Raw genomic sequence first — 26,207 nt, forward strand, 5'->3', positions numbered from 1 at the left:
GGCGCGCACGCACCGGGTCGCAGGGGATCAGCGGTTGGTCTTGATGTTGGTCCAGGTGCGCGTACGGATTCGCTCGATCGCAGGCGGAATCGGCTCCAGGGCAAACAACGTCTTACGCACTTGCTCCGGCACATACATGTTGGGGTTGTCGCGGATATTGGCGTCTACCAGTGCAGTGGCGTCCTTGTTCGGGTTGGGGTAGCCGATCTTGTTGCTGATGCGGGCAATCACTTCCGGACGCAGGATGTAATTGATGAACGCATGGGCCTCGGCCACGTCGGGGGCATTGGCCGGGATCATCATCACGTCCGACCACATCGGCGCGCCTTCCTTGGGCAAGGCCATCTCGACCTTGACGCCCTTGCCGGCGGCATCCGCCAATTGCTTGGCCAGCGCGACGCCACCGGACCAGCCCACGCCGACGCAGATATCACCGTTGGCCAGGTCCATGCCGTAGCGCGATGAGTTGAAATAGGTGATGTAGGGACGGATTTTCATCATCGCCGCCTGGGCCTGCGCATAGTCCTCGCGCTTCTGGCTGTTGGGGTCCAGGCCCTTGTAGTGCAAGGCGATGGGCACGATTTCGTTGCCTGCGTCGAGGAAACCCACGCCGCAAGTGGCGAGTTTGGCGAGGTTTTCTTCCTTGAAGATGATGTCCCAGGTGTCAATCTTTACGTCGGGCCCCAGGGCCTTGCGCACCTTATCGACGTTGTAGCCGATCAGCGTGGTGCCCCACAGGTAAGGTGCGGCGTAGCGATTGCCAGTGTCACCCACTGCTTCCAGGGACTGCATGAATTGCGGGTCCAGGTGCTCCCAGTTCGGCAACTGCTTGCGGTCCAGGGGCTGGACGGCACCGGCGGTGATCAGGTGCCCCAGGTTGGCAGTGCCGGGGAAGACCACGTCGTACCCGGAGTTGCCCGTCAGCAGCTTGGACTCCATGGTTTCGGCGCTGTCGAACACGTCATAAATCGGGCGAATACCGGTTTCTTCCTGGAAGCTCTTGAGCACTTCCGGCGGCAGGTATTCGATCCAGTTGTAGATCCGTACGGTCCGTTCTTCCGCCAGGCAAAAGCCACTGATCAGAAGGGAGGCGACAGTGCCCAGCAAGGTGTGACGCAAAAACCTGTTCATGATTAAACACTCCAGCGCGGCCACGATGGCTCGCGGCACTTAGTAGCGATAGGTGAAATACAATTCCAGCGCGCTGAACCTCTGGTCATCGCCAAAGACTTGCTTGGCAGCGGCCAGTGGCTTGACCCAGTTGTAGGACAGCGATGTATAGAACGACGGCGTGGGCGTCCAGTCGAGGAAAACCACGCTCTCATCGGCAAAACGCCGGTCACTGACCGCCGCGCCCAGGTAGTTCTTCTCGTCCAGCCAGAACTGATAGTGAATCGTGCCGAGGGTCACGGTGTCGCTGAGGTGGGTCTTGAGCGAGAACTGCTGGACCTTTTCGTTGCTGTTGAACAGCAGGTAGTTACCGACCACGTCGCCGATAAGCCACGTGCTCCAGTCGACAAAGCCTTTGCTCAGCGGGTCCCAGGCTTTCTGGCGGTTGTCGGTGAGGTTGTCGTCACCGGAAAAACTCGCGTAGCGGTAGCCGATGATCGGTGTCAGCGGCAGCGTGCTGAAGGCATAGTCGGCCTGGCCATACCAGGCGTTGGCATCGTAGTCGGCACCCTCGCCGCTGCCGCGCTCAATGGCGTATTCGGCGTTCAGCGTCAGTGCCTGCACACCGGGCACCTTGGCGTTGAGCGCCCTGATGTTGTAGACCTGCATCCCGTCACGAAGACGCGGGAATGTGCTGCCTCTGGGCCCCAGGGCATGGACCTTCATGGCCATCGCCCCAAGGGTCACCTGGTCATCGACGTTGTAATCGAGGTTGACGCCAGTCATGCGGAAGTCGCCCAAATCGTCATCGGTGCGCAAGGTGAATGCCTGGGATTTGAGTGCGCCATGGTTCCAGGCCAGGACCGCCGAATCCTTGAACGCGGTTCGAGGGCCCAGCCAGTAGGCGGCGTCCTTGTACTGGTCGAGGTTGCCGTCCATGACGATGAACCCGGTGCCGATCATGTAGTTCTGGCGGCCTGCGGTGAAGGTCCACTCGCCGGCCCGAAAACCAGCGTAGAGCTCTTCAAACGCGGCTTTACCGTCGGAGCTGCGGGTGAAGCCGCCCGCATCGCCATCGCCGAACGTGCTGGCAGCCACCAGGGAGCCGCCCGCCAGCAGGCTGAAATCGGGCTGCAGCGCGTAGTCGAGTTTGACGCCGGGCTTGATGTAGAGCTCTTGCCAGTTGATGTTCGCGCCGCCGTTTTTACCGCTGCGTGCATCAACCTGGCCACTGCCAAAGTTAACGCCACGGGTAAACAGCGTCCCACCACCCGCCGTGAAGTTGACTTCGCCCTTGAGATTGCCGTCCTCAAAGGTGTAGCCCGCCAACGCGACGTGGGTGGTCAGGGGTAAGCCGACCGCTAAGAGCGCTCGTGAGAAACGCTTGGTGAAAACCATAAGAAGCTCCTGTGGAATTATTGTTGTTACAGGGCAGTCAATGGCGACGCAGCGCGCCGCCAACACCTGGCCGGGACCAGGTGAATAGAACGCAAGACTCTTATTGTTGGGCGTGTGTCAGGGGTTCAGGTGGGCCGCAATGGCACGCAGCATCCGCACGCTGTCGGCATCGAACGGGCCGACCGCTTCCGTCAGGGACGATTGCTTGACGATCACTACGCCGGACGGCTTGTCGATGAACAGGTACTGGCCGTGAATTCCGCCGGCCATCAGTGCCTGGCTGTGATCGTTGAACACGTACCACTGGCTGCGATAGGACGCACCCGGCGTCCAGCTGGAAAACTCCTCATTTTGCGCGTAGATCGCCGGATCGGAACCGGCGGCGATCCGGGCGACGGTCGCAGGGGACAGCAGTTCAAGCCCTTCGTGGCGTCCATTGTTGGCCAGCAGCCGACCGAAACGCGCCATGTCCCTCAAGGTGGCGCTGAAGCCTGCGCCCGCCACATTGCGTCCCCAGGCGTCGGCCATGAAGTAGCCGTCACGGTCGCAACCCAGGCGCTCCCAGATCGTCTCCAGCATCTGACTGCAAGCCTTGCCCGACGCACGTTCCATAACCCATGCCAAGGCTTCGGTGGTCGCGGTCACATAATGGAAAAATCCGCCATGGCTGCCGCGTTTCTTGAGGGATGGCAAGTACTGGTACAGGGATGCGAATTGCGCGTAAGCCGCCGGAGCCGGTTGAAAGCCGCAGGCATAACCGTACTGCGAACTCTCTGAGTTGGGATCGTCGTAGACCTCGCTGTAGTCGATGCCCACCGCCATGTCGAACAACTGACGCACCGTGGCATCGCCAAACGCACTGCCGGCCAGCTCGGGGACGTAATACGCAGCGAGCAACTCAGGTCTGAGCACGCCCTCGGTGACCAGTTGCTCACCCAACGTCCCAATCAACGACTTGGTCACCGAGAACATGATGTGTCGATCACCGGCGCGCTGTCCGTTGAAGTAACGCTCGAACAACACCGTATCGCCCTGCATCACCAGGAACCCGTCGGTCTGGCTGGCCACAAGGTGATCGATAACGCTGATGCTCAGCCCGCATTCGCTGTTGAAATACAGCGAATCCAAGGCTGTCGGGGCAACCTTGAGCGGGCTGGCAGGTGCTGCGCCCGCCTGCACGTCGATGGTGGGACGCAGTCGTGCGAGGTTGCGAAACCCCCATTGACTGAAGGGCGAACGCATCCAGTTGTCCCACGTAACGCGGCGTTCGGGCTCTGACGGGAAGCCCTGCATGAGTAAAGGTGCGAGGCGAGGCTTGGACAACGCCTCGTCAGTCTGGACATACAGGCTGGCCAATGACGGCGTGATTTTCTGACCCATGGTGTAACCCTGGAAATGACTCTGCATGCGAGCAGATGCGAAGCAATAATTAACCGGCAAATATTCTTTAGTCAATAAAAGATTTAACCGATCAAAAGCTTTCCAGGCCAGGGGCCGCCGATCACCTTGCCGTCAGTAGAAGTACGCCACGCGAAACTGCAGCGAATTATCGATCTTCACGCCCTCGCGCACCGAGGTGTCATGCATGAGCTGCCCCATCACCTGCACTTGCTTGCCCAGCATCGTGGCGACAGTGAAACCGAGCGTGCCGTTACTGCGGCTGGTGGCGAGGGTTTCATGGTCAAGCGTCTGGCGCGCGCCCCAGTTATGTCGATACGAAATCGCGGCGTAAGTGTCCGGGGTGAAGTTGTAGCGTAAATGGTTGTGCAACTGGAATAGCGGCGCTTTTTCGGCGTCGGTGGCGCGCTGCTTGTCGTAGAACTCCGTTTCGGCGATCACGTCCCAGGTGATTTTATCGGTGAGTCCCTTGATGTAGCCGACTTGAAAGTCCAAGGCCCAGCGGTTATCGCTCAACGCAAAACCCTGGTTTTTATCGCTGCCGGTGGGTGCCGTGACGAACACCGACCAGCCCAGGTGTTCATTTCTGGCAAGGTCTGCGATGGTCCATACCGTTCCACCGAAGGTGATATCCCCCAGCCCCGAGTTTTTGCTGTCGGTGGCGCCGATCTTCTGATAACCGAAGGGGATCACAATCTGTGGATCCCAGGTCAAGCCTGTGTTGAAGAACTCGGTGAAGTGGATCAATCGCAACACGCCGACAGTCAGGTCGAGGTCGAGGTTGTCGGCGACTTTCTTGCCGCCGGAATACACCTTGTCCCCTCGCGGATTCTGCTGGTATAGCACCACCACATCGGTGCCTTGGGGCAGCGCGGTGTAGTCGCCGGGGTCGGGTTTGACATCGGCCTGGGCCAAGGGCGCCAGACTGGCAAACAATGCGCTGAACGTCAGAGTGCTAAGTATTTTCATGGCGGGTCCCGTTATTTTTATTGGAGGCAGAGCTTCGCCATGACGACTCCGTGGGGAGTCGCCAGGCTTAGGTGAAACGGATTGGAATCAGTGCGCGGTGGTGTGTCCGCCAGCCTTGAGATCGGCTTGCAGATCCTGGGTCCGCTTGACGAGGTATTGACGGATCAATTCCATGTCTTCGCGCTGAAGGATGTCGGAAAAATTCGGCATCCCTCCATTGATCAGCGCCCCGCTGAGAAAGGCGGGAAACGCCGCGTGCTTGTTGTCATCCAGGTAACGCAGGTCTGGCACCACACCGCCGCTGATAGCATTGAGGCCATGGCAACCGGCACACAATCCATTGAACAGCCCGCGCGCCTGGGTCAGTTGCTCGGGGGTTGCAGTGAGTGCCTGATGGGTCGTCGGCATGACGGGTGCAGCTTTCGGCGCAGGCAATTCCCCGTGCGCACCCAGTTTGAAGGCGATCACCCGCGACTCTGCTCGCACCTTGCCTTTGTTGGTCAATGGGCCGGTCAGCAAAGGAATGATGCCGCCCCACCCCACAGAGAACGCCACATATTGCTCGCCATTGACGGTGTAGGTGACGGGCCCGGCCATTACTCCTGAATTGGCTCGATGCTCCCATAGCGGCTTGCCGGTGTCGGCGCGGTAGGCGACGACGCGCCCATCGGCGGTGCCCTGGAACACCAGGTTACCCGCCGTGGCCAACGTGCCGCCGTTGCCGGCGCTGATGTACGGTTGCTTCCAGGCGGCTTTCTGTTTTACCGGGTCCCAGGCGATCAGTTCGCCGCTCCAGGCGTCGCGGATTTTATTCAGGATTTTCGGGTCCTCAGGCAGGTCCGGCACATCCAGGCCGAAGTTCACCACGGACTTGTTCGATAAGAACATCGGCGCCTTGGCCGCTTTCAGTTCGGCCAGGGTGTATTGGGCCGGGATGTAGACATAACCGGTCTTGGGGCTGAACGACATCGGGTGCCAGTTGTGCCCGCCGAGGAAACTCGGCTGCACTACTTTCGGCTCCTTGGAATAGTCGGCCGCGCCGGTGAGGATCGGACGCCCGGTTTTCAGGTCGATACCGCTGGCCCAGTTGACCGGGACGAAATTCTTCGCCGAGAGCAATTGCCCGTTGGTGCGATCGAGGACATAGAAAAAACCGTTCTTCGGCGCCTGCATGATCACTTTGCGCAGGCTGCCGTCGATCTTGATATCGGCCAGGATCATGTGTTGGGTCGCCGTGAAATCCCACTGGTCCTGCGGCGTGATCTGGTAGTGCCACACGTATTCGCCAGTGTCTGGGCGCAGTGCCAGAATCGACGACACGTACAGGTTGTCACCTTTGCCATTGGTTCGGAACTGGTAGTTCCAGGGTGAACCATTGCCGGTGCCCACATAGAGAAGATCAAGCTGCGGATCGTAGGCCATGGAGTCCCAGACCGTGCCGCCACCGCCCCACTTCACCCAGCCGTCGCCATCCCAGGTTTTCATGGCCTTGGCCATGGCGGGGTTTTCCGCTGGCAGCTTGGGGTCACCCGGCACCGTATAAAAGCGCCACACCTGTTTACCGGTGTCGGCATCGTAGGCCGTAACGTAACCGCGCACGCCGAACTCGGCGCCGCCATTGCCGATCAGCACCTTGCCCTTGACGATGCGGGGCGCGCCGGTAATCGAATAGCTTTTTGTGCGATCGATAATGGTATCGACGCTCCACACCGGCTGACCATTAGCCGCATCCAGGGCGATCAAGCGTCCATCGAAACTGCCCACATAGACTTTGCCCTGCCACACCGCAACGCCCCGGTTGACCGGCCCACAACACCCCTGGCTTAGGTTTTCGGCGGGCACTTTCGGGTCGTATTTCCACAGCAACTCACCGGTGGCGGCATTGATGGCATACACGATGCTGAAGGCGCCGGTGGTGTACATCACACCATCGACCACCAGCGGCGTGGCCTCGGTGCCGCTGTCGATATCCAGCTTGGTCGTCCACGCCAAGCCCAGCTGTGCGACGTTGCCGGCATTGACGCTGTCCAGTGGGCTGTAACGCTGCTCGTCATAGGTGCGGCCGTGGCTCATCCAATTGCCGGGCTCCTGGTCGGCCGCGATGATTCGCTGGCCATCGACCTGCGCCGGGCCCGCCCACACAACAGAGCAGAACGTAGCCATCAGTAAGGGAATGCCTGGCAACAGGCTGCGTAATCTCATTATTATTTTTCTCCAGCGATAAGCGGCTCGGTATCACCCCCAGCCCAGGCAAGCTTATTAGAGGACTTGGCGCGCTGCGCGACTTGACTGACGCTGCCAAAGCGCTTGGCATTCTCTGCCAGGCGCGCACTTACGTAGCGTGCTGGCGAAAATCCCGAGGGGCGTGCTGAAAATGGCGCTTGAACGCGCGGCTGAAATGCGCGGCGTCGACAAAACCCCATTTAAAGGCGATCTGAGTGATGGATTCATGGCGCAGATCCTGGCAGCGCAGATCCTGGGCCACCCGCTCCAGGCGGCGCTGCTGAATGTAGCGAGAGATGCTTTCGTGTCGCTGCTCGAACAACCGATAGAGCTGGCGGACAGAGACGTTCAACTGCCGCGCCAGATAGTCAGGGCCCAATTCAGCCTCTTGCAGGGAAGACTCAACCAGGCGCGTGGCCAAGCCATACAGATCATCATGACCCACGCAGGCAAAGGCGGGCTGCCCGTCGGTGCGTTCATCCAGGCCAGCGACAGCCAACCGGATTAATGCATGTTCCAGCGCGGGCCCATCGCTCCTGCCGCCGGAGTCACCGCTCAACGCAACGTCACCCAACGAACGCACCAGAGCGCGAATCATGTGAGTGGCGACACTGTTGCGCGCGAGCTTGCCAAACAGCGGTTGCGGGCCAAGCTGATGGCTGACTTCCTGGCGTGACAGGTGAATCGAGATATTCTGCACCAGCCCTCGCGGCTCTATGTCGAAGGCCTGGGCCGAGTCCACCAGGGCGATGTCTTCAGGCCCTAACTCAATCACCTGATTTTGCCCGCGGATGCGCTGGTGGCCGCTGCTCTGAAGAATGAGAAAACAGTGACGATCGTCATCGCCGTCACACGAGGTGCGATGGCGGCTGATCAATCCTGCATTGGTGCGGATATGGGCCAACTCCAGGCCGCACACATCCTGAGCGTGGACGCTGCCGATAAACAGCGTGTGCTGTTCGGACAGGGCTGTGCTGAAATTACCGCACACCGCACGCAAGTCGCGGTTCCAGTTGGCGAACGCCTCACGAGTGCTCAACAAGGCAGGCATATCCTCGCTCCCACAGGTTATTTATAGTTATACCGTTAACATATTATCTATTTTTTCCGGGTGCAAGCGGGCTGGGCTTGATGAGCGTGAGCAACCGGCCGTTTCAAGACCGTCGCGCTATTGCTTTTGACCTCAAATCACCCGTCACACACACTGCCCGGGTACTAAAATCAAGGCTCAAACAGGAGTGGTGGTTATGCGCAATTTTTCAATTCAACGCCTCGACCATGTGGTTCTGCGGGTGCAGGACATCGAGCGCAGCCTGGCTTTCTATACCTCGGTGCTGGGATGTGAGGTCAAAAAGCGCCGGGAAGACCTGGGCCTGATTCACCTGAGCGCTGGGGCATCCATGATCGACTTGGTGGACGTGAATGGCTCCATCGGACGCCAAGGCGGGAAGCCGGCGGGCAAGCAAGGGCACAACGTCGATCACGTTTGCCTGCGGGTCGAGCCGTTCGATGAACAGGCCATTCTCGGCCACTTGGCTGACGCGGGTATATCCGCTGAAAAAGCCGAGATGCGCTATGGCGCAGAGGGCACAGGCTGGTCGCTCTATTTCAATGACCCGGACGGTAATCAAATCGAGTTGAAGGGACCGGCTGTGCAGCCTTGATGCAGGCTCGACCCCGTGACACAACATCATAAAAATAGATGATCTTAAAAATCCACATAATGACAATATCTAATAATTAGCTTATTCCAAAAAAGACTTTCCCTCGGGTTTTTTATAGGAATATCTTCACTTCACAGACCGACCCCATACCTGGCGGAGGACGTACCCCCGACCACCAGGAGCCTGCTATCAGGCTAAATGGACCGATCTCGACATGCCAGACCTCACCTCCCCGCTGCCCCTCAAGAACTTTCACCTGTCACTGCTGACCAGCTCCCTGCTGCTCGCCACTGCGCCCTCCTTCGCCGAAGCCGCGACGGAAGATGCCCAACTCGGCACCGTCACCGTGATCTCCACCGGCCTGCGTGGCCAGGAGCGCACCGTGGCCGACAGCCCGGCGCCGATCGATGTGATCAACAGCGAGCAACTGCTCAAGACCGGTCGCGCCGAATTGTCCGAAGCGATTGCCAAATTGCTGCCGTCGTTCAACTTCGGCACCAATATCGCCGGCTACAACTCGGTGACTCGCCCACTGAGTAACCGCAGCCTCGGCCCGGCCTACACGCTGGTGCTGGTCAACGGCAAACGTCGCCACAACGGCGCCACCGGTCAGCGCGGGTCCATCGACAACAGCGGCGCGAATGCGGTGGATATCGACCTGATCCCGGTCAGCTCGGTGGACCATATTGAAGTGCTCAAAGACAGCGCTGCCGCCCAGTACGGTTCCGATGCGGTGGCCGGGGTGATCAACATCATCCTCAAGACCGGCAACAGCGGCGGGCACCTGGAAACCAGTTACGGCCAGTTATTCTCCGGCCAGGGCGAAACTATCAAGGTGGCCGGCGACCAGGGTTTCAAGCTGGGCGACGGCGGCTTTTTCCACCTCTCCGCCGATGCACGCAAACGCGGCGAAGCCTCTTGGAACGACAAGGCCGACGGCAGCGTGAGGGCCTTCAACGATCCGGCCAAGGAAGCCGCTTGGGACCGTGTGGCAATCAAGAACGGCGACCCGGACCTCAAGGCCTTCAACCTCGCCTACAACGCCGAACTGCCCCTGGAAGACCTGACCCTCTACTCGTTCTCCACCTACGGCGAGCGTGATGCCGAGGCGGCCAACTACTTCCGCCTGCCCACCGGCCGCGCCGCCGTGCCCGAGGTGTTCCCGGACGGTTACTACCCCTTGAACAACATCAAGGACCGCGACTACCAGCTACTGTTCGGCGGCAAGGGCCAAGCGGCCGAGTGGAACTGGGACCTGAGCACCACCTACGGGCGCAACAATGTCCACCACTCCAGCGACCTCAACATCAACCCGTCCCTGGGCACCGCCTCACCGACCAAATTCGACAACCTGGCCACCTTCCGCTTTGAGCAGTGGGTCAACAACCTGGACTTCACTCGCCGCTACGACAGTTTGTTTAACCTGACTTCGCCGGTGCAGGTGTCGGCCGGCCTGGAACATCGCTGGGAACACTTCAGCACGTTCGCCGGCGACCCCGAGGCCTATATCACCGGAACGTACCCGGCGGCATCGGGCGCTCAGGCGGCGGTGACGATTCGCCCGGAAGATGAAGTCAGCCTGATCCGCAACAACTACGCCGGCTACCTGGATTTAGGCTTTGACCTGACCGAGCGCTGGTTTCTCGACGTCGCCGGGCGTGTCGAACATTACGACGACGACTCAGGCAACACCTTCGGCCTGAAAGTGAACTCGCGCTACGAACTCACCGACAGCGTGGCCGTGCGCGGCACCGTCGGCACCGGTTTCCGTGCGCCATCCCTGACCCAGATCGGCTACACCGTGGCCGACAACCGAGTCGCCGTAGACGTGAACGGCAACGTGGTGCCTGCCGTCACCCGCCTGACCCCGTCGGGCAGCAACCTGGCCAAAGCCTTGGGTGGCGATGACCTCAAGCCGGAGAAGTCACGCAACCTCGGGCTGGGCTTGACCTGGCAACCGGCACCGCGCACCAGCATCACCGCTGACGCGTACCTGATCGACATCGACGACCGTATCGCCTTGACCAGCAACATCTACGACCAAGGCAATGGCGTGATCAACGGCATCCTCACCGCCCAAGGCGTGCCCTCCGGCACTTGGGTCAACTACTACACCAACGCTTTCGATACCCGCACCCGTGGCCTGGACGTGGTCGCCGACCACACCACGCCGCTGGATGCCTGGGGTGATGTGCGCTGGAGCCTGGGTTTCAACTGGAACAAAACCACTATCGAAGGCAACCGCGATACCCCGAGTGCGCTGGCCAACTCCGGCGTCACCCTGGTAGGCCGCGACCGCGAAGGCGACCTGACCGAAGCCTCGCCCAAGACCAAATGGATCCTGGGCGCCAACTGGAAGGTCGAGGACCTGGCAGTAAACCTGCAAACCAGCCGCTACGGCGCGGTCAAGACCTTGGCGGTCAACCCCACGGGCGACCGCAGCTTCGGCGCCAAATGGATCACCGACCTCGACGTCAGCTACACCTTCGTCGACCAGATCACCGTGAGCATCGGCGGCACCAACATCTTCGACGTGCGCCCAGACCGGCACGCCGTCTACAGCAACCTGGGCCTGGCGCCATACGGCAACCCGCCGTTCTACCCCGGCGGCGGCTACTGGTACACCAAGCTGGCCTACGACTTCTAAGCCAATCGCCATACGAGGGCATCCCATTGAACACCTCCAACTTGATGAGCCGTCTATTGGCCCCGTGCGCCCTGGCGCTTAGCCTGGCCGCCTGCTCGCCTTCGGGCAGTGACGCCCAGGCCGGCAAGACCCTGAACATCGCCTTTTTTGGCGACAACACCACCCTGGTCAGCGTCGACCCGTTCCAGGTCTATTGGCTGGAACACCGCGTGCTGCTGCGCAATGTCGCCGAGTCCCTTACCGACCAAGACCCGGAGACAGGCAAGATCATTCCCTGGCTGGCCAAAAGCTGGGAAGTCAGTGACGACGCGCTCACCTATACCTTCCACTTGCGCGACAACGTCACCTTCAGCAACGGCGAGCGCTTCAATGCGGTGGCGGTCAAAACCGCCTTCGACAGCAACAAGGCGTTAGCCACCGAGTTGCCGGCCACCTTTGGCGCCACCTACCTGGCGGGGTTCGACCACGCCGAAGTGGTGGATGACCTGACCGTCAAACTGGTACTGGCCAAGCCCAACGCCGGCTTCCTGCAAGCCACGTCCACCACCAACCTGTCGATCCTCGCGCCGGCCTCTTACACACTCAGCGCCAAAGAGCGCTCGTTGGGCAAGATCATCGGCACCGGGCCGTTCGTGCTGGCCAGCTACACCCCGGAAGTCGGCGCGCACCTGACCAAGCGCAAGGGTTACGCCTGGGCTTCGGCGAATATGAAGAACCAGGGCGAAGCGCACCTGGATGCGGTGGACATCAGCTACATCCCCGAAGAAAGCGTGCGCAACGGCCTGTTCCTGCAAGGCAAGGCCGACATCCTGTGGCCGCGCAACCCGTTCTCCGAGGTGGACCTGAAGCTGTTCCAGTCCAAGGGCGCCACCATCCAGAGCCGTTCGCTGCCGGGGCCGGCCCTGAACCTGTATCCCAACACCCGTGATGGGCGTGCACTGAGCGACAAGCAAGTCCGCCTGGCCCTGCAAAAGGCCATCGACCGCAAGAGCTACGCCAGCACCGTCTACAACGCCGAATTTCCGGTGGTGGACGGCATCTACGACGTCACCACGCCTTATTTCAAGAGCCAGGGTGCCAAGTTGGCCTACGACCCGGCAGGCGCGGGGCAGCTGCTGGACCAGGCCGGCTGGGCCAAGGGCGCGGACGGCTACCGCCAGAAAAACGGCAAGCGCCTGAGCCTGAGCTACAACATCACCCCATCCGAAACCGCCGGTGACGTGCTGCTCCAGGACCAACTGCGCAAGGTCGGTATCGAGGTCAAACTCAACGTGGTCACCCGTGCCGAATGGGTCGCCAACAACTCGGCCGGCAACTATGACCTGACCAGCACCTACATGACCCGCGCCGACCCGATCATCCTGCAAACCATCCTCGACCCACGCACCGCCAACAGCTCGACCCTGGCCACCAACCTCTACGAACCGACGGTGCTGAACGCTGCCAAAGGCCTGTTCGATGCAGGCATCACCGCCACCCAAAGCCAACAACGCGCAGCGGCCTACGGCAACCTGCAAGACCTGCTGGTGGATGAAGGCTCGGCGTTCCCGGTGTATGAGCGCGTGTGGCAGGCCGCAACGTCGGCCAAGGTGAAAAACTTCCGCTGGACCGCCGAAGGTTTTGCGCTGCTGGGTGATATCGAGGTCGCCGCGCCATGAGTCGTTACCTGATTGGCCGGGTCGGCCAGGCGCTGCTGGTGCTTTGGGGGGCCTACAGCATCACCTACTTCATCCTCTATCTGCTGCCCGGCGACACCTTGTCGATCATGCTCAGTGCGTCCGGCATGGAAGCCGACGCGCTGTCGGTGGAAGACCTGGCCAAGGCGCGGGCCTATTACGGATTGGATAAAGGTCTGTTTGAGCAATACATCGACCTGCTGCTGGGCGCGCTGCGCGGTGACTTTGGGCAGTCATTGTCACTCAACCGCCCGGTGGCCGAGTTGCTCGCCGAGCGCCTGCCACAGACGCTGTCCCTGGCGGGGCTGGCGATTGTGCTGTCGCTGCTCGGCGGCATTGGCTTGGCGTACCTCACCGCGTATATCCGTTGGCAACCCCTGAAAAAAGCACTGGCGCGCTTGCCGTCCCTGGGCTTTTCGGTGCCGGTGTTCTGGATGGGTTTGTTGCTGATCCAGGTGTTTGCGTTTGGCCTGGGTTGGTTTCCCGCGACCGGCACCCGTGGCTTCGAAAGCTTGGTGTTGCCGGCGATCACCCTGGCGATCCCAAGTGCCGCGGTGTACGCCCAAGTGCTGCAACGCAGCTTCCAGGGCGTGTGGAAAGAGGCCTATATCGTCACCGCCTACGCCAAGGGCCTGAGCCGGGCCCACGTGCAGGCACGCCATGGGTTCAGGAATGCCGCGCTGCCCATCCTCACCCTGATCGGCCTACAGGTGGGCAATACCGTGTCCGGCGCGGTGCTGGTGGAAACCATCTTCGCCCGTTCCGGCATCGGCCGCCTGGCCCAGGAAGCCGTACTGCGCCAGGACATTCCGGTGGTGTTGGCCATCGTTGCAGTGTCGGCGGCAGCCTTCGTCCTCGTGAACCTGCTGGTGGACTTGCTGTACCCCTGGCTCGACCCGCGCATTTCCCACACGCCAAAGGTGTCCTAGACCATGACGACGCTCACCCAGAAACGCGTGCGCAGCGAAACCCTCTGGCACCGCCGCAGCCACTTGCAACGCGCCACGTCCACCCTGCTGCCCTTGCTGCGCCGGCCGGGGTTCAGCCTGGCCGTGGCAGTGGTGGTGTTCTCGCTGGTCGCCGCCCTGGCGCCGCACCTGCTGAGCAGCTTCGACCCCTACGCCACCGCGCCGCTCGCCAAACTCACGGCGCCCAACTTGACCCATTGGTTCGGCACCGATGAACTGGGCCGTGACCTGTTTACCCGCGTGGTCTACGGCGCGCGCCTGTCGGTGCTGGCGGCCTCGCTGGCAGTGGGGATCGCGCTGGTAGGCGGACTCGGGCTGGGCATTTTGTCCGGGTTTGCCGGTGGCCGTATCGATGCGGTGATCATGCGCGTGGTCGATGTACTGCTGGCTCTGCCTGGACTGCTGCTGGCCCTGGCGATCGTCACGGCCATTGGTTTCGGCACCGTACCGGTGGCCATCGCGGTGGGCATCGGCATTATTCCGGGCTTTGCCCGTACCACCCGCGCCGAAGTACTGCGGGTGAAAACCCTGCCCTATGTCGAAGCCGCACGGCTGGGCGGTGCCAGTTGGGGCCGCACGTTGTTGCGGCACATTCTGCCCAACGCCTGGGGCCCGGTAGCGGTACTGGCAACGTTGGACTTCGGCGCAGCCATCCTCGCCACCGCAGGCTTGAGTTTTCTCGGTTTCGGCGCCGCACCACCGGCGGCGGAATGGGGCACCTTGATCGCCAACGGCCGGCACTTTCTGATCACCGCACCTTGGGTGTCGTTGCTGCCCGGCCTGTTCCTGGTGGCCGTGGTGTTCAGCCTCAACCATATCGCCCGCACCTTCGAGGAGATCCAGCGATGAGCCCGTTTTTGGTCGATGTACGCCAACTCAGTGTCGATTACCGCTCCAGCGGCCAGGTCAATCCAGCGGTGCGTTCGCTGTCGTTTTCCCTCGCCCAAGGCGAAACCGTGGCGATTGTCGGCGAGTCCGGCTCGGGCAAATCCACCCTGGCCAACGCCATCCTTGGCCTGCTGCCAGACAACGCGCAAATCAGCGCCGGTCAACTGTGGGTGGATGGCCATAACTTGACCCACGCCAGCGAACGCCAGAAGCGCAACCTGCGCGGCCGCACCATTGGCCTGGTGCCCCAGGACCCGATAGTCAGCCTCAACCCTACCCTGCGCATCGGCCAACAGATCGCCGAGGCGTTGATCCTGGCCAAGGGCAAGCGCTACCCCGGCGTCGATGCGGATATTGTCGAGTTGCTGCAACAGGTGGGGATCGACAAACCGGTGCTGCGCGCCCGCCAATATCCCCATGAACTCTCCGGCGGCATGCGCCAGCGCGTGCTGATCGCCATCGCCCTGGCCGGTAATCCGCGCCTGATCATTGCCGACGAACCCACCAGCGCGCTCGACGTCACCGTGCAGCGCAAGATCCTCGATCACCTGCAACGGCTGGTCAGGGAGCGCGGCATTTCGCTGTTAATCATCACCCATGACCTCGGCGTGGCCACCGACCGCGCCGACCGCATTCTGGTGATGCAGCACGGCGAGGTGGTCGAACAAGGCCCGCCACAGCAGATCCTTTCCCGCCCCAGCCACGACTACACCCGCGCACTGATTGCCGCCGCGCCTGCCTTCGCCAAGCGCCGCGATCCGTTGATCAATCTCGATCTGGGGCGCCAGCCGATCCTCAGCCTGCACAACGTCGGCAAGACGTTTGCCCTACCCAAGGTCAAGGGCGAAGCCTCGACCTTCCTGGCCCTGGAAGGTCTCAACCTTGAGGTGTACCCCGGCCAGACCCTGGCCATCGTCGGCGAGTCCGGTTCGGGCAAGAGCACCGCGCTGCGCATCGCCCTCGGCCTGGAGAAGCCGAGCCAGGGCCGGGTCTGGTTTGAACAACAGGACGTTACAGACCTCAACTGGCGCGACTTCCGCCCGTTGCGCCAACGCCTGCAACTGGTGCAGCAAAATCCCTTCGCTGCGCTGGACCCACGCTTCACCGTGTTCGACAGCATCGTGGAGCCGCTGGTGTCGTTTGGCTTGCTCAAGGGTGCCGCCCTGGAACAGGCGGCGCGGGAGCTGATCAGCCGCGTGCACCTGCCGGTGAGCTTTCTGGACCGTCTGCCCCGTGAACTGTCCGGCGGCCAGTGCCAACGCGTCGCCATCGCCCGCGCCCTGGCGTTGAAACCCGACCTGCTGTTGCTGGATGAACCGGTCAGCGCCCTGGACGTGTCGGTGCAGGCACGCATTCTTGACCTGCTGCAAGAGCTGCAACGGGAGATGGGCATTGCGTATGTGCTGGTGTCCCACGACTTGTCAGTGGTGGCCAACTTCGCCCATGAGGTGCTGGTGCTGCGCAATGGTCGCGTGGTTGAACAAGGCTCGGTGGCGCAAATCTTCAACCAGCCGGCCACCGAGTACACCCGCGAACTGATTGCGGCCATCCCTGGCCGGCAAGTCGCGGCAAGCGCCGCCTGAGGTTTACTGCGCCGAGCAATCACGCGCCACGATGCCCTTTTCCTGGGCATACGCGGCGGACTTGGCTTCGATCAACGGACGCAAGGTGGCGCGGTCGGCTTGCAGCCAGCCGGTCACCAGCACCCACTTTTGCCCATCCCATTGCTGCACGCGGGCCGAACCGCCGCCTTCGTGGTCCGCGCAGGACAATTTCAACGGCGCCAACAGCCCTTCGAAGCCCATGGCCTTGAGGCGTGCCGCATCGATATTCAGGTGCTCGAACGCCCAGCGGGTTTCCTCACCGTTCAGCGCGCGGTTGCCGAATTTTGCCTGACCGGTGCGCAGCGCTTCGACAGCAATCGCGGCGTTGATCAGGCCGATGTTGTAGTAGACCTTGCCGAAGTAGCTGGCGTCCTTGAGGTTGCTCTTGCCGGGATCGAGGATGAACTGCTTGAGCTTTTTATGGATCTCGAAACCGTCGCCACCGGGGAACGGCGCCAGCGCCTGGTAGCCTTTGGCGGCGGTGCCGGCGGGAATCACATCGGCTTCAGAGCCTGCCCACACATCACCGATCAGACGGTCCACGGGAACGCCAAAACGCACGGCGGTCTTGATCGCCACCGGTGTCGAAACACCCCAAGTGCGCAGGAATACCCAGTCCGGGTTGATCTGGCGCACTTGCCGCCATTGAGTGGACTGCTCGTTACCCGGGTCTGCCACGGGAATCTGGATGTTCTCGAAACCGTACTTTTGCGCCAGCAACTGCATGGCCGCCTGGGTTTCGCGACCGTAGGCAGAGTCGTGATAGACAGTGACGATCTTCTTGCCCTTGAGCTTGTCCAGCCCACCTTCGCGCTGGGCAATGTAGTTGATGCCCACCGAGGCCTGGCCGTAGTAGTTGAGCAACAGCGGGAACGCGTAGGGAAACACGCGGCCATCTGTGGATTCGGTACGCCCGCCGGCGCCATCGATCAAGGGGATGTGATCGACGGCAGCACGGTCCATCAGCGCATAGGAGGCCGGGGTGCTGTGGGTAAAGAAGAACCCGGTGGGCGCACCGTCCAGGCCGCCTTTGTAGCGTTCGTAGCATTCGATGATGCGGTCGGTCTTCCACTCGGTCTCGCATTCCTGCCAGACCAGCTTCACGCCGTTCACCCCGCCTTCGACTTCGTTGATATAGCGAAAGTAATCAATTTCACCGGCCCACCACGGAATACCGCTGGAGGCGTAGGCGCCAACTCGGTAGGTGGCCAGCGGGATGAACTGTTGATCGTTGGCGGCCTGGGCGATGGTCGACAATGGCCCGCCCAAGGCGCCGAGTGCCAGCAGGCTGGCGATGACTGTGCGTTGCAAGACGTTGTGCATGGGTGTGGTTTCTTATGAAAGGTGAGGTTTCCCCTCCCGTTGTCGGGTCAGCGCCAATCGGGTCACAACACAATTCATGCCAAGCGCATAAGCCGTCTTATTCAAGGGGTTGCGCTGTACCGGTCACCCCGCACGGCTCGAATAATCGAACACTTTATTGAACCGCTGTTGCGCCACCAACACCGCGTTCGGTCGCCAGGCCTGCGGCAAAATAGCGCGTTTTACTTCATGCCTGAACTGCGGCTAAATACGCGCCCCTTTGCGTCGATGGCTTTATGGCTATGTTCAAACGCATCAGCCCCTGGATCGCCTGCCTGGCCCTGTTGCTCAACATGCTGGCCATGCCGTTGAGCCGCGCCCTGCAAACGCCGGATATTGGCCTGATGCTGTGGGGTGGATTCTGCTCGGGCGGCGCCTCCCAAGCCCTGCCACCAGGCTTTGACAAGCTGATCGACCCGCTCAAATCTGCGCCTTCGACTGCCGCCATGAAGCATGGCGACTGCTGCTGCGGGCATGCCGGCCTGGCCGCGCTGCCGTCCAACTATTACCGGCATTGGCTGCCGCGCTATGCGCCGGATGTCGCCCTCGCTGATCCGCTGTTACCCACGTTGCATCCCAGGGTTCGCTGGCCGAGCCTGAGCCCGCGCGCCTCCCCTGTTGCCTGACTGCCCCGAAACCCTGTGTTTTCTGCCGCCTCTTGAGGGTGGCTGAACGTCCTTGAAGTCTTTTGGTCATCAGGAAGCGTGCTCATGCCTGCTCCATTTACTCTGTCCCGCGCACAGCGTATCGCTGTGCCCTCCTCACTCTGGCCGCTGCTCTCAGTGTTTGCACTCACGCCACTGGCCCATGCAACCGAAAGTTCGGCCCTCACCCTTGGCACCGTCAGCGTCCAAGGCAGCACCAACGCCAGCGGCCCGCTGAACACCGCCAGCGTGCTCAGTTCGGTCGACATCCTCGGTGCCGACATCCTGGAGAAAATGCCGGTCAACTACAGCTGGGAGCTGTTCAGCCGTGCGCCAGGGGTCATGCTCACCGAATTCAACCAAGGCACCACCTCCGGCAAGATCTCCTTTCGCGGTTTCAACGGCGAAGGTGAAGTGAACGCGGTGAAGCTGTTGATCGATGGGATCCCCAGCAACAGCAACGACGGCAACATGCCGTTCATGGACATGATTTTCCCCATGGAGCTGGACAGTATCGAAGTGGTACGTGGTACCAGCGACGCGCGCTACGGCCTCAACAACATTGCCGGCAACGTCAACATGCTGACCCGCACAGGAGGCGACTACACCAAGGCGCGAATCCGCTACGGCAGCTACAACACCCGCGAGACGCAACTCGCCAAAGGCATCGAAGGCAGCAACTGGACGCAGAATTACTTCTTCGCCTACCAGAAAGCCGATGGCTACCGGGATCATGCCCAGGCGGATAAATTCTCGATGTCCGGCAAATGGTTCTACACCCCGGACGACAGCAGCTACCGTGTCGGCCTTATCGCTCGCCATTACGAAACCGAGGCGCAAGAGCCGGGTTATTTGAGTGAAAACGACGCCCGCCACCACCCCACCATGACCAACCGCTACAACGCCACCGACAAAGGCACGCGGCGGATGAACCAACTCAGTGTGCACTTCGATACCGAACTGGCCGAAACATTCGCCTGGGCGGCAAAAACCTACCTCAACACCTTCGACGACCGACGCTGGACGCAATACTGGCGCACCAGCTCCCAGCAGGAGCGCGACGCCTACGAAACCCAGTACGGCGCCCTCACCTCCCTGACCTGGCGGCCCGAGGTAAGCTGGCTCTACGCCTTCGCCCTGGAAGGCGGCGCGGACGTCCAGCAGCAACAGAACACCAGTGAACGCTACCGGACCCAGAACCGCACACGCCTGGCGCAAACCCGCGACCAGCAGTTCGACTTTGACACCTACGGGGCTTACATCCAGGCTGAGATCAAACCGTTTGAATCGCTGAAAATCATCCCGGCCTACCGCGTCGACAAAATCCACGGCGACTTCACCAACCAAATGACCGGCATGGATTACGCCATCAACGACTATGGTCTGATCAAACAACCCAAGCTCAGCGTGGTGTACTCGCCGTGGGACGTGGCCAGCGTGTACGCCAACTGGGGCCGTACCTTCCAGGTCGGCACCGGCGCCGCTGCCTACAAGATACCGCCACGGGATACGGACCTCGCGCCGTCGATCAACGAAGGCTGGGAAACCGGTATCAAGTTCACCCCCGCCGACTGGATCGACGGCCGCGTCGCCTATTGGCAGCAGGAAGCCAGCGGCGAAGTCAGCCGCCGGCTCAATGACCCGAGTGGCGAATCGGATAACGTCGGCGAAACCCGCCGCTGGGGTTACGACGCGCAGTTGAACCTGCACCCGAACGACCGCACCGACATCTGGATGGCCTATGCCTGGCAGTACTCGAAAATCCTCCAGCCCAGCGCCACTCTGCCCAACAGCAAAGGCCAGGAAATCGACCACATCCCCCATCACCTCTACAACGCAGGCATAAACTACAAAGCCACCCCCGCGCTGCAACTGACCGCGTGGATGAACGGCCAGACCCACTATTACCTGGAGCGCGAAAACACCAAGGGGACTTACGGCGGTTACGTGTTGATGAACCTGGGTGCGACGTACCAAGTGACTGAATCCGTCAGTGTCGACCTGCAACTGAAAAACCTCACCAACCGCTACTACGAATACGTCTGGTACGACCCGGACGGCGCGAAGGCGTCACTGCACTCACCTGGCGACGGGCGTGCGCTCTATACCGGCGTCACCTTGGACTTCTGAAAGACAACCCCTTGTTATCAACCATAAAATAAGTCACTGATTTTAAAGGGTTAACTATTTCCCTAAACGGGCCTGTTTTTGTGACGAGCGTGGCCTCTCACATTTGGATAGGGAGAGGTCGTCAAATGCCCATGGGTTCCGGGTCCGTCACAGGGGCACTCTCCCAACCACCACAAAAAAATGCCTACCCCCGCCAAGGGATAGGCATTTTTTCCTCCCATCGTTACTGCTTAGCGTGCTTGACCTACACCTCAGGCATCGCCGAAGAGTGGTGATTAAGAATTTTCCACTGGCCCCCCACCTGCTCATAAACGAAGGTGTAGCGCGCCTGCACATGGCTGACCTGCCCCTTCGCGTCGGTCAGGGTGAAGGTGTAGACCCCGCTGTCCATGGCTACGTTAGTGCCCAGTTGGCGGATCTCACGGTAGTTGATCTGGCCTACCGGCTTGAGTGCCAGGAAGTGATCGAAGTAGTCCTTGATCTGATCCGGCGTAGTGCGCACTTGGTTGGACACGGTGGGCTGCAGCACCGCGCCCGGCGCATACAGGTCGACCACCGAGGTGACGTTGCCGGTCTGCAAAGCGCTGTTCCAACGGTCAAACAAACCGGCAATCTCCCGGTCCTTCACATTGGCCGGCGCCTGGGCCACCTCACGGTAGACATACGGCGACGTTTCGGCGGCCTGAACAAACGGAACGCTCAAGGCAAACATCAGGGCGATTGCTGCGGGCTTGAATTGCATTGGGATACTCCAGTGGTGTTCGTTGAGCCCACTTTGCCAAGCCGACCGTGGCGCGCCATCGGCCAACCGGAGTCATTTACCTATGCCATTTGGCAGATAGCGCCCAAGGTGTTTAACCATGTTTAATAGAAGCCCCGCACGCCCGCAGCACTGGAGCATCACCCATGCATAACCCGCCCCATGACCCCGGCAGCGCCTTGGCCATGCGCGCGCATTTCCGGCAATCGGAAAGCCGCACGGCGCGGCTGCGGCTGTTAGTGGATACCGGGCAGGAGCTGAGCCAACTGGCCCCCGACGCCATGCGCGAACGCGTACTCGCGCGGGCTTGCGCGTTTCTTGCGATGGACCATGGCCTGCTGCAGGAATGGGCCGCCGACGGAGCTGTTCGCACCACGGCGAGCCATGGCAGCCCGGCACGCCTGACCAGCCTGGCCGCCCTCGCTGACCGCGATCTGCGCGCACCTCGCTGGAAGGAGCAACCTCACAGCGTGCTGCAAGTGCCGTTGCGAGGCAGTGACGGCAAAGCGTTTGGCCTGCTGGTGTTGGGCAATAGTGTCAGCCTGCGGGCACCGGAGCACGAAGACAGCGAATCCCTGCAACTGCTCGCCACCCTGCTGGCCACTCACCTGGAAAACGATCGCCTGCTGACCACCCTCAAAACCCGCGACAAGACGCTGTCCGACCTGGTCAACCGGCTGTTTCGCGCCCAGGAAGACGAACGCAAGCGCGTGGCCTACGACCTGCACGACGGCCTGGCACAGACCCTCGCGGGTTTGCACCAACGGCTGCAAGGGTTTGCCGGCCGCTGCCCCGTACTGCCGGACGCACTCGCCGCCGACTTGCAGGCGATTCTCACCCTGGCCCAGCACTCCGTCGGTGAAGGCCGTCAACTCATCGCAGGTCTGCGCCCCACTGTGCTGGATGATTTCGGCCTGTTCAAAGCCCTCGACAAAGAAGCCGACCGCCTGCGCGACGCTGGCATCAACGTGGTGTGGCTCGCCCACTGTGAAACGCGATTGCCCAGCCAGGTGGAAATCGCCCTGTTCCGGATCGGCCAGGAAGCCATCAACAATATCCTCAAGCATGCGCATGCCAGCCGGGTGACCCTGACCCTGGCCTTGCACGACGGCCAGGCTTCCCTGCGCATGGACGACAACGGCAGAGGCTTCACTTCGGCCCCCTCACGCGATGACGCCCAGCATCTTGGCCTCGCGACCATGCAGGAGCGTGCCAGCCTGCTGGGCGGCAGCTTCACCTGCGTCAGCGCAGTCGACTGCGGTACCCAACTGCACGCCCGCGTGCCAGCCCACTTGCCTGGAACTCCTCAATGACCGACGTCCTGCGTCTCGTGCTGGCAGACGACCATGAAGTCACGCGCACCGGTTTCGTCTCTCTGCTGGCCGGCCTTGCGCAGTTCGAGGTGGTCGGTCAAGCCAGCGATGGCCTGCAAGCAGTGGAGCTGTGTGAGCAACTGCTGCCGGATATCGTCATCCTCGACATCCGCATGCCCGGGCTCAACGGCTTGGGCGCCGCTCGGTTGCTGCAAGAGCGCCTGCCGGCGGTGAAAGTGGTGATGTTCACCATGGACGACAGCCCCGAATACCTGGAAGCAGCGATGAATGCCGGTGCGGTCGGCTACTTGCTCAAGGACGCCAGCCGTGCCGAGGTGATCCAGGCCCTGCAAAAAGTCGGGGCCGGCGGCGAAGCGCTCAACACAGCGGTCAGCACGCGGCTATTGCGCCGCATGACCGAACGCCAGGCCGGCGGCGCGGCCCCCACCGAAAACCTCACCCCGCGCGAGCGCCAGGTCCTTGGCCTGGTGGCCAACGGCATGAGCAACCGCGCCATCGGCGAACAGCTCGGGATCACCACTGGCACCGCCAAGGCCCATGTGGAGCGCGTGATCGGCAAGCTTGGCGCAGCCGATCGCACCCAAGCCGCCGTACGCGGCATCGCCCTGGGCCTGGTGACGTCACCATGAAGCGGCGTTGGGCCGATCTGCCACTGCGGGGCAAGGCGCTGGTGGTGATCTCGCTGCCGCTGGTGGTGCTGTTGCCGTCGCTGGTGCTGATCTACACCACCGAACGCCAGACCGCCCGCGCCGAAGAGGACGTGCGCCGGGTGCTGCGCGTGCAAGGCGATATCCAGGCCGTGCACACCCTGCTCGCAGAGGCCGCTGCCAGTGTGCGCGGCTACCTGCTCACTCGCCGCGAAGACTTCCTGCCCAGCTACCTCAACGCCAGGCCGCAGATCGAGTCCGCCCTACGCCGGCTTGACCACAACGTGCGTGATCAACGGGTACGCGAGCAACTCAGCGCCATCAAGCCGCTGATCGATGGCAAGGTCGACGGGCTGGAAGAGATGCTCAAGGACCGCGACGCCACGCCGCAATCGATCAGTGCCATCCTGATCAGCAACAAACACATCCTCGATGCGTTGCGCCAACACATCAGCACCATGCTCACCCTTGAGGCGTCGTTGCTGGCCGAGCGCAGCGCGGCGGCGGCCGAAACCCGTCAGCGTTTGTTGCTGTCCACCTGGCTGGCGGCGATTTGCGGCTTGTTTGGCGCCATCGTCGCCGTGCTGTTCCTGTCCAAAGGCATTGTGGCGCGGGTCCAGAATGTGCAGCGCAACGCCCAGCGCCTGGCCCTCGGTTCGCCGCTGCTGCCGCAACCGCCGGAGCACGATGAAATCGGCCAATTGGGCACCAGTCTGGTAGAAGCCGGGTTGCTGCTGGCCGAGCGCGAGCGCGCATTGCGTGACAACGAAGAACGCTTGCGGCTGATCATCGATGGGGTCAAGGACTACGGGATCTTCGCCCTCGACACCGCGGGTTATGTCACCAGTTGGAACAACGGCGCCGAGCGGATCAAGGGCTACACCGAACAGGAAATCATCGGCCAGCATTTCTCGGTGTTCTACTTGCCCGAGGAATGCCCTCAGCACCCGGACATGGCGCTGCGCGATGCCACCCGCAACGGCGATTACACCGAAGAAGGCTGGCGTTGCCGCCAGGACGGCACGCGGTTCTGGGCCAGCGTGGTGATCACCGCGCAGTACGACGGCACGGGCGCCTTGCGCGGTTTTTCGAAGATCACCCGCGACATCACCGACCGCCGCGCGGCCGAGATCGCTCTGCGCAAGGCCCGTGAGGAAGCCGAACGTGCCAGCCGTGCCAAAAGCGAGTTTCTGTCGCGCATGAGCCACGAACTGCGCACCCCGCTCAACTCGATCCTGGGCTTTGCACAACTGCTGGACATGGACGCGCCCAAGGCGCAAAAGGCCGACGTCGGGCATATCCTGCGTGCCGGCCAGCACTTGCTGACACTGATCAACGAAGTGCTGGACATCGCCAAGATCGAGGCGGGAAGCCTGGCGTTGAATATCGCGCCGATCCCTCTGGCGGAGGCGTTGCAAGAGGCGCTGTCGCTGGTGTCGCCGATGGCCGCCGAGGCGGGCATTCGGTTACAGCCATTGCCCGCCTTGGCGGCGGATGTGGGCATCGTGGCCGACCGGCAACGCCTGACCCAGGTGCTGCTGAACCTGCTGTCCAATGCGATCAAATACAACCAGCGCGATGGCGACGTCAGCATCGAAGTCAGCGTTGATGGGCCGCGTATCGCCGTGTCGGTGTGTGATACCGGCAACGGCATCGCGGCGGATCACCTAGGGCAACTGTTCAAACCGTTCGAACGTCTGGGCGCCGACCCCAATGTGGAAGGCAGCGGCCTGGGCCTGGCCCTGAGTAAAAGCCTGTTGGAAAACATGGACGGCCACCTCAACGTGCAAAGCCAGGCCGGCATTGGCTCACGCTTCACGCTGGAGCTACCGTTCGCGCGCGTAGCGGCATTCCAGCGCAGTACCACGCCCGTCATCGACACCCAGTTGCCGCGCCCTGTCCCCGCCGCCTGCACGTTCCTGGGCAAGGTGTTGTGCATCGAAGACAATCTCTCCAGCCTGGCGCTGATCGAAACCCTGCTGCAACGCCGACCGGGGATAAAACTGCTGTCGAGCATGCAAGGCCAACTGGGCCTGGACCTGGCCGCGCAGCACGCGCCACAGTTGATTCTGCTGGATGTCTGCCTGCCGGACCTCGACGGATTGAAGGTGCTGCAACGCTTGCGCCATTCACCGATCACCCGTGACACACCGGTACTGATGATCACCGCCGACGCCAGCGACCTTACCCGCCAGGCTCTGCAAGACGCCGGCGCAACCGCCGTGTTGAATAAACCGATCAACGTGCCCGCGTTTCTCGCCCACCTCGACCAGTCTTTCCCGGAGCCCGCGTGAACCTCGACCTGCGCATTCTAATCATCGACGACCAACGCCCGAACCTCGACCTGGTGGAGCAACTGCTGGCGCGCGAAGGGCTCACCAACGTGCTGAGCAGCACCCAGCCGCTGCGCACCCTGGAGCTGTTCAACAGTTTCGAACCGGACTTAGTGATTCTTGACCTGCACATGCCGGAATTCGACGGTTTTGCAGTGCTGGAACAACTCAACCGGCGCATCCCCCAGGGTGAATACCTGCCGATCCTGGTACTCACCGCCGACGCGACCCGCGACACCCGCCTGCGCGCCCTGGCCCTGGGCGCCCGGGACTTCATCAGCAAACCCCTGGACGCGCTGGAAACCATGCTGCGGGTGTGGAACCTGCTGGAAACCCGGGTGCTCTACAAGACCTTGCGCACCCTGGTACCCGCGCAGCACATCGAGTTGTTGCAACGGCGTGAATCAACGGGCAATCTGCCCGCCGCCGGGGAGGACTCGGCTTAACTTCCC

The 26,207-nt window shown here is 61.7% G+C and carries 20 protein-coding genes; 12 read left to right on the forward strand and 8 right to left on the reverse strand.

Going from position 1 to position 26,207, the window contains the following annotated elements:
• Positions 1-27: 27 nt before the first annotated feature.
• From AB4N82_RS26180 to feaR, 6 genes are all read right to left on the reverse strand, one after another.
• Complete coding sequence (locus tag AB4N82_RS26180) at positions 28-1,131, reverse strand: polyamine ABC transporter substrate-binding protein (protein ID WP_122753234.1); 1,104 nt, start codon at positions 1,129-1,131, stop codon at positions 28-30.
• 39 nt (positions 1,132-1,170) lie between these two features.
• A complete protein-coding gene (locus AB4N82_RS26185; RefSeq protein WP_099602390.1) occupies positions 1,171-2,508 on the reverse strand; it encodes an alginate export family protein in 1,338 nt (445 codons plus the stop codon).
• A gap of 117 nt (positions 2,509-2,625) precedes the next feature.
• Positions 2,626-3,888 (reverse strand): serine hydrolase domain-containing protein, encoded by a 1,263-nt coding sequence (locus AB4N82_RS26190; RefSeq protein ID WP_122763658.1) that lies wholly within the window; start codon positions 3,886-3,888, stop codon positions 2,626-2,628.
• Positions 3,889-4,020: 132 nt separating this feature from the next.
• Positions 4,021-4,875 (reverse strand): transporter, encoded by an 855-nt coding sequence (locus AB4N82_RS26195; RefSeq protein WP_095184865.1) that lies wholly within the window; start codon positions 4,873-4,875, stop codon positions 4,021-4,023.
• Positions 4,876-4,962: 87 nt separating this feature from the next.
• Positions 4,963-7,077 (reverse strand): PQQ-dependent dehydrogenase, methanol/ethanol family, encoded by a 2,115-nt coding sequence (locus AB4N82_RS26200; RefSeq protein ID WP_122753230.1) that lies wholly within the window; start codon positions 7,075-7,077, stop codon positions 4,963-4,965.
• 130 nt (positions 7,078-7,207) lie between these two features.
• Complete coding sequence (feaR, locus tag AB4N82_RS26205) at positions 7,208-8,149, reverse strand: transcriptional regulator FeaR (RefSeq protein WP_122763659.1); 942 nt, start codon at positions 8,147-8,149, stop codon at positions 7,208-7,210.
• Between the two features lie 196 nt (positions 8,150-8,345).
• Here feaR and AB4N82_RS26210 point away from each other — a divergent pair, with 196 nt between their 5' ends.
• The 6 genes from AB4N82_RS26210 (at position 8,346) to AB4N82_RS26235 (ending at position 16,524) form a co-directional block, all read left to right on the forward strand.
• Complete coding sequence (locus tag AB4N82_RS26210) at positions 8,346-8,762, forward strand: VOC family protein (protein ID WP_032891323.1); 417 nt, start codon at positions 8,346-8,348, stop codon at positions 8,760-8,762.
• 214 nt (positions 8,763-8,976) lie between these two features.
• Positions 8,977-11,409, forward strand: coding sequence for a TonB-dependent receptor plug domain-containing protein (locus AB4N82_RS26215; protein ID WP_095184868.1), 2,433 nt, complete (start codon positions 8,977-8,979; stop codon positions 11,407-11,409).
• Between the two features lie 44 nt (positions 11,410-11,453).
• Complete coding sequence (locus AB4N82_RS26220; RefSeq protein ID WP_122763660.1) at positions 11,454-13,067, forward strand: ABC transporter substrate-binding protein; 1,614 nt, start codon at positions 11,454-11,456, stop codon at positions 13,065-13,067.
• Positions 13,064-14,014 carry an ABC transporter permease gene (locus AB4N82_RS26225; RefSeq protein ID WP_122763661.1) on the forward strand — a complete coding sequence of 317 codons (951 nt, stop codon included), beginning with the start codon at positions 13,064-13,066 and terminating at the stop codon, positions 14,012-14,014. Before AB4N82_RS26220 ends, AB4N82_RS26225 begins: the two co-directional genes overlap by 4 nt.
• Positions 14,015-14,017: 3 nt before the next feature.
• A complete protein-coding gene (locus tag AB4N82_RS26230) occupies positions 14,018-14,902 on the forward strand; it encodes an ABC transporter permease (RefSeq protein ID WP_032891314.1) in 885 nt (294 codons plus the stop codon).
• The gene (locus AB4N82_RS26235) at positions 14,899-16,524 is read left to right on the forward strand and encodes a dipeptide ABC transporter ATP-binding protein (protein ID WP_460103790.1); all 1,626 of its coding nucleotides are present in this window, start codon (positions 14,899-14,901) and stop codon (positions 16,522-16,524) included. Before AB4N82_RS26230 ends, AB4N82_RS26235 begins: the two co-directional genes overlap by 4 nt.
• A gap of 3 nt (positions 16,525-16,527) precedes the next feature.
• Here AB4N82_RS26235 and AB4N82_RS26240 read toward each other — a convergent pair whose 3' ends face one another.
• A complete protein-coding gene (locus AB4N82_RS26240; RefSeq protein WP_460103792.1) occupies positions 16,528-17,868 on the reverse strand; it encodes an ABC transporter substrate-binding protein in 1,341 nt (446 codons plus the stop codon).
• A 275-nt stretch (positions 17,869-18,143) separates the two neighbouring features.
• Between AB4N82_RS26240 and AB4N82_RS26245 the strand changes: the two genes are divergently transcribed.
• Positions 18,144-18,533 carry a DUF2946 family protein gene (locus AB4N82_RS26245; protein ID WP_122753223.1) on the forward strand — a complete coding sequence of 130 codons (390 nt, stop codon included), beginning with the start codon at positions 18,144-18,146 and terminating at the stop codon, positions 18,531-18,533.
• An 84-nt stretch (positions 18,534-18,617) separates the two neighbouring features.
• Positions 18,618-20,681 (forward strand): TonB-dependent receptor, encoded by a 2,064-nt coding sequence (locus tag AB4N82_RS26250; RefSeq protein WP_122763664.1) that lies wholly within the window; start codon positions 18,618-18,620, stop codon positions 20,679-20,681.
• Between the two features lie 244 nt (positions 20,682-20,925).
• On the opposite strand, the gene AB4N82_RS26255 is transcribed toward AB4N82_RS26250, so the two are convergent.
• The gene (locus tag AB4N82_RS26255; protein ID WP_122763665.1) at positions 20,926-21,423 is read right to left on the reverse strand and encodes an SgcJ/EcaC family oxidoreductase; all 498 of its coding nucleotides are present in this window, start codon (positions 21,421-21,423) and stop codon (positions 20,926-20,928) included.
• A gap of 164 nt (positions 21,424-21,587) precedes the next feature.
• On the opposite strand from AB4N82_RS26255, the gene AB4N82_RS26260 reads away from it, so the two are divergent.
• The 4 genes from AB4N82_RS26260 to AB4N82_RS26275 are packed head-to-tail and all read left to right on the forward strand — an operon-like array spanning position 21,588 to position 26,201.
• Positions 21,588-22,754 carry a sensor histidine kinase gene (locus AB4N82_RS26260; protein ID WP_122763666.1) on the forward strand — a complete coding sequence of 389 codons (1,167 nt, stop codon included), beginning with the start codon at positions 21,588-21,590 and terminating at the stop codon, positions 22,752-22,754.
• Positions 22,751-23,404 (forward strand): response regulator, encoded by a 654-nt coding sequence (locus AB4N82_RS26265; protein WP_095184875.1) that lies wholly within the window; start codon positions 22,751-22,753, stop codon positions 23,402-23,404. Before AB4N82_RS26260 ends, AB4N82_RS26265 begins: the two co-directional genes overlap by 4 nt.
• Positions 23,401-25,716, forward strand: a complete 2,316-nt coding sequence (locus AB4N82_RS26270) for an ATP-binding protein (protein ID WP_460103795.1) — start codon at positions 23,401-23,403, stop codon at positions 25,714-25,716. The genes AB4N82_RS26265 and AB4N82_RS26270 overlap by 4 nt, the downstream gene beginning before the upstream one ends.
• Positions 25,713-26,201 (forward strand): response regulator, encoded by a 489-nt coding sequence (locus tag AB4N82_RS26275; protein WP_095184877.1) that lies wholly within the window; start codon positions 25,713-25,715, stop codon positions 26,199-26,201. Before AB4N82_RS26270 ends, AB4N82_RS26275 begins: the two co-directional genes overlap by 4 nt.
• Positions 26,202-26,207 lie beyond the last annotated feature (6 nt).

It is taken from the genome of Pseudomonas sp. H1_D04 (assembly GCF_054683855.1).

Bases quoted from the DNA above. Each gene is read 5' to 3' on its own strand.
- AB4N82_RS26180 (WP_122753234.1), bottom strand. From the start codon at position 1,131: ATGAACAGGTTTTTGCGTCACACCTTGCTGGGCACTGTCGCCTCCCTT.
- AB4N82_RS26185 (WP_099602390.1), bottom strand. From the start codon at position 2,508: ATGGTTTTCACCAAGCGTTTCTCACGAGCGCTCTTAGCGGTCGGCTTA.
- AB4N82_RS26190 (WP_122763658.1), bottom strand. From the start codon at position 3,888: ATGGGTCAGAAAATCACGCCGTCATTGGCCAGCCTGTATGTCCAGACT.
- AB4N82_RS26195 (WP_095184865.1), bottom strand. From the start codon at position 4,875: ATGAAAATACTTAGCACTCTGACGTTCAGCGCATTGTTTGCCAGTCTG.
- AB4N82_RS26200 (WP_122753230.1), bottom strand. From the start codon at position 7,077: ATGAGATTACGCAGCCTGTTGCCAGGCATTCCCTTACTGATGGCTACG.
- feaR (WP_122763659.1), bottom strand. From the start codon at position 8,149: ATGCCTGCCTTGTTGAGCACTCGTGAGGCGTTCGCCAACTGGAACCGC.
- AB4N82_RS26210 (WP_032891323.1), top strand. From the start codon at position 8,346: ATGCGCAATTTTTCAATTCAACGCCTCGACCATGTGGTTCTGCGGGTG.
- AB4N82_RS26215 (WP_095184868.1), top strand. From the start codon at position 8,977: ATGCCAGACCTCACCTCCCCGCTGCCCCTCAAGAACTTTCACCTGTCA.
- AB4N82_RS26220 (WP_122763660.1), top strand. From the start codon at position 11,454: ATGAGCCGTCTATTGGCCCCGTGCGCCCTGGCGCTTAGCCTGGCCGCC.
- AB4N82_RS26225 (WP_122763661.1), top strand. From the start codon at position 13,064: ATGAGTCGTTACCTGATTGGCCGGGTCGGCCAGGCGCTGCTGGTGCTT.
- AB4N82_RS26230 (WP_032891314.1), top strand. From the start codon at position 14,018: ATGACGACGCTCACCCAGAAACGCGTGCGCAGCGAAACCCTCTGGCAC.
- AB4N82_RS26235 (WP_460103790.1), top strand. From the start codon at position 14,899: ATGAGCCCGTTTTTGGTCGATGTACGCCAACTCAGTGTCGATTACCGC.
- AB4N82_RS26240 (WP_460103792.1), bottom strand. From the start codon at position 17,868: ATGCACAACGTCTTGCAACGCACAGTCATCGCCAGCCTGCTGGCACTC.
- AB4N82_RS26245 (WP_122753223.1), top strand. From the start codon at position 18,144: ATGGCTATGTTCAAACGCATCAGCCCCTGGATCGCCTGCCTGGCCCTG.
- AB4N82_RS26250 (WP_122763664.1), top strand. From the start codon at position 18,618: ATGCCTGCTCCATTTACTCTGTCCCGCGCACAGCGTATCGCTGTGCCC.
- AB4N82_RS26255 (WP_122763665.1), bottom strand. From the start codon at position 21,423: ATGCAATTCAAGCCCGCAGCAATCGCCCTGATGTTTGCCTTGAGCGTT.
- AB4N82_RS26260 (WP_122763666.1), top strand. From the start codon at position 21,588: ATGCATAACCCGCCCCATGACCCCGGCAGCGCCTTGGCCATGCGCGCG.
- AB4N82_RS26265 (WP_095184875.1), top strand. From the start codon at position 22,751: ATGACCGACGTCCTGCGTCTCGTGCTGGCAGACGACCATGAAGTCACG.
- AB4N82_RS26270 (WP_460103795.1), top strand. From the start codon at position 23,401: ATGAAGCGGCGTTGGGCCGATCTGCCACTGCGGGGCAAGGCGCTGGTG.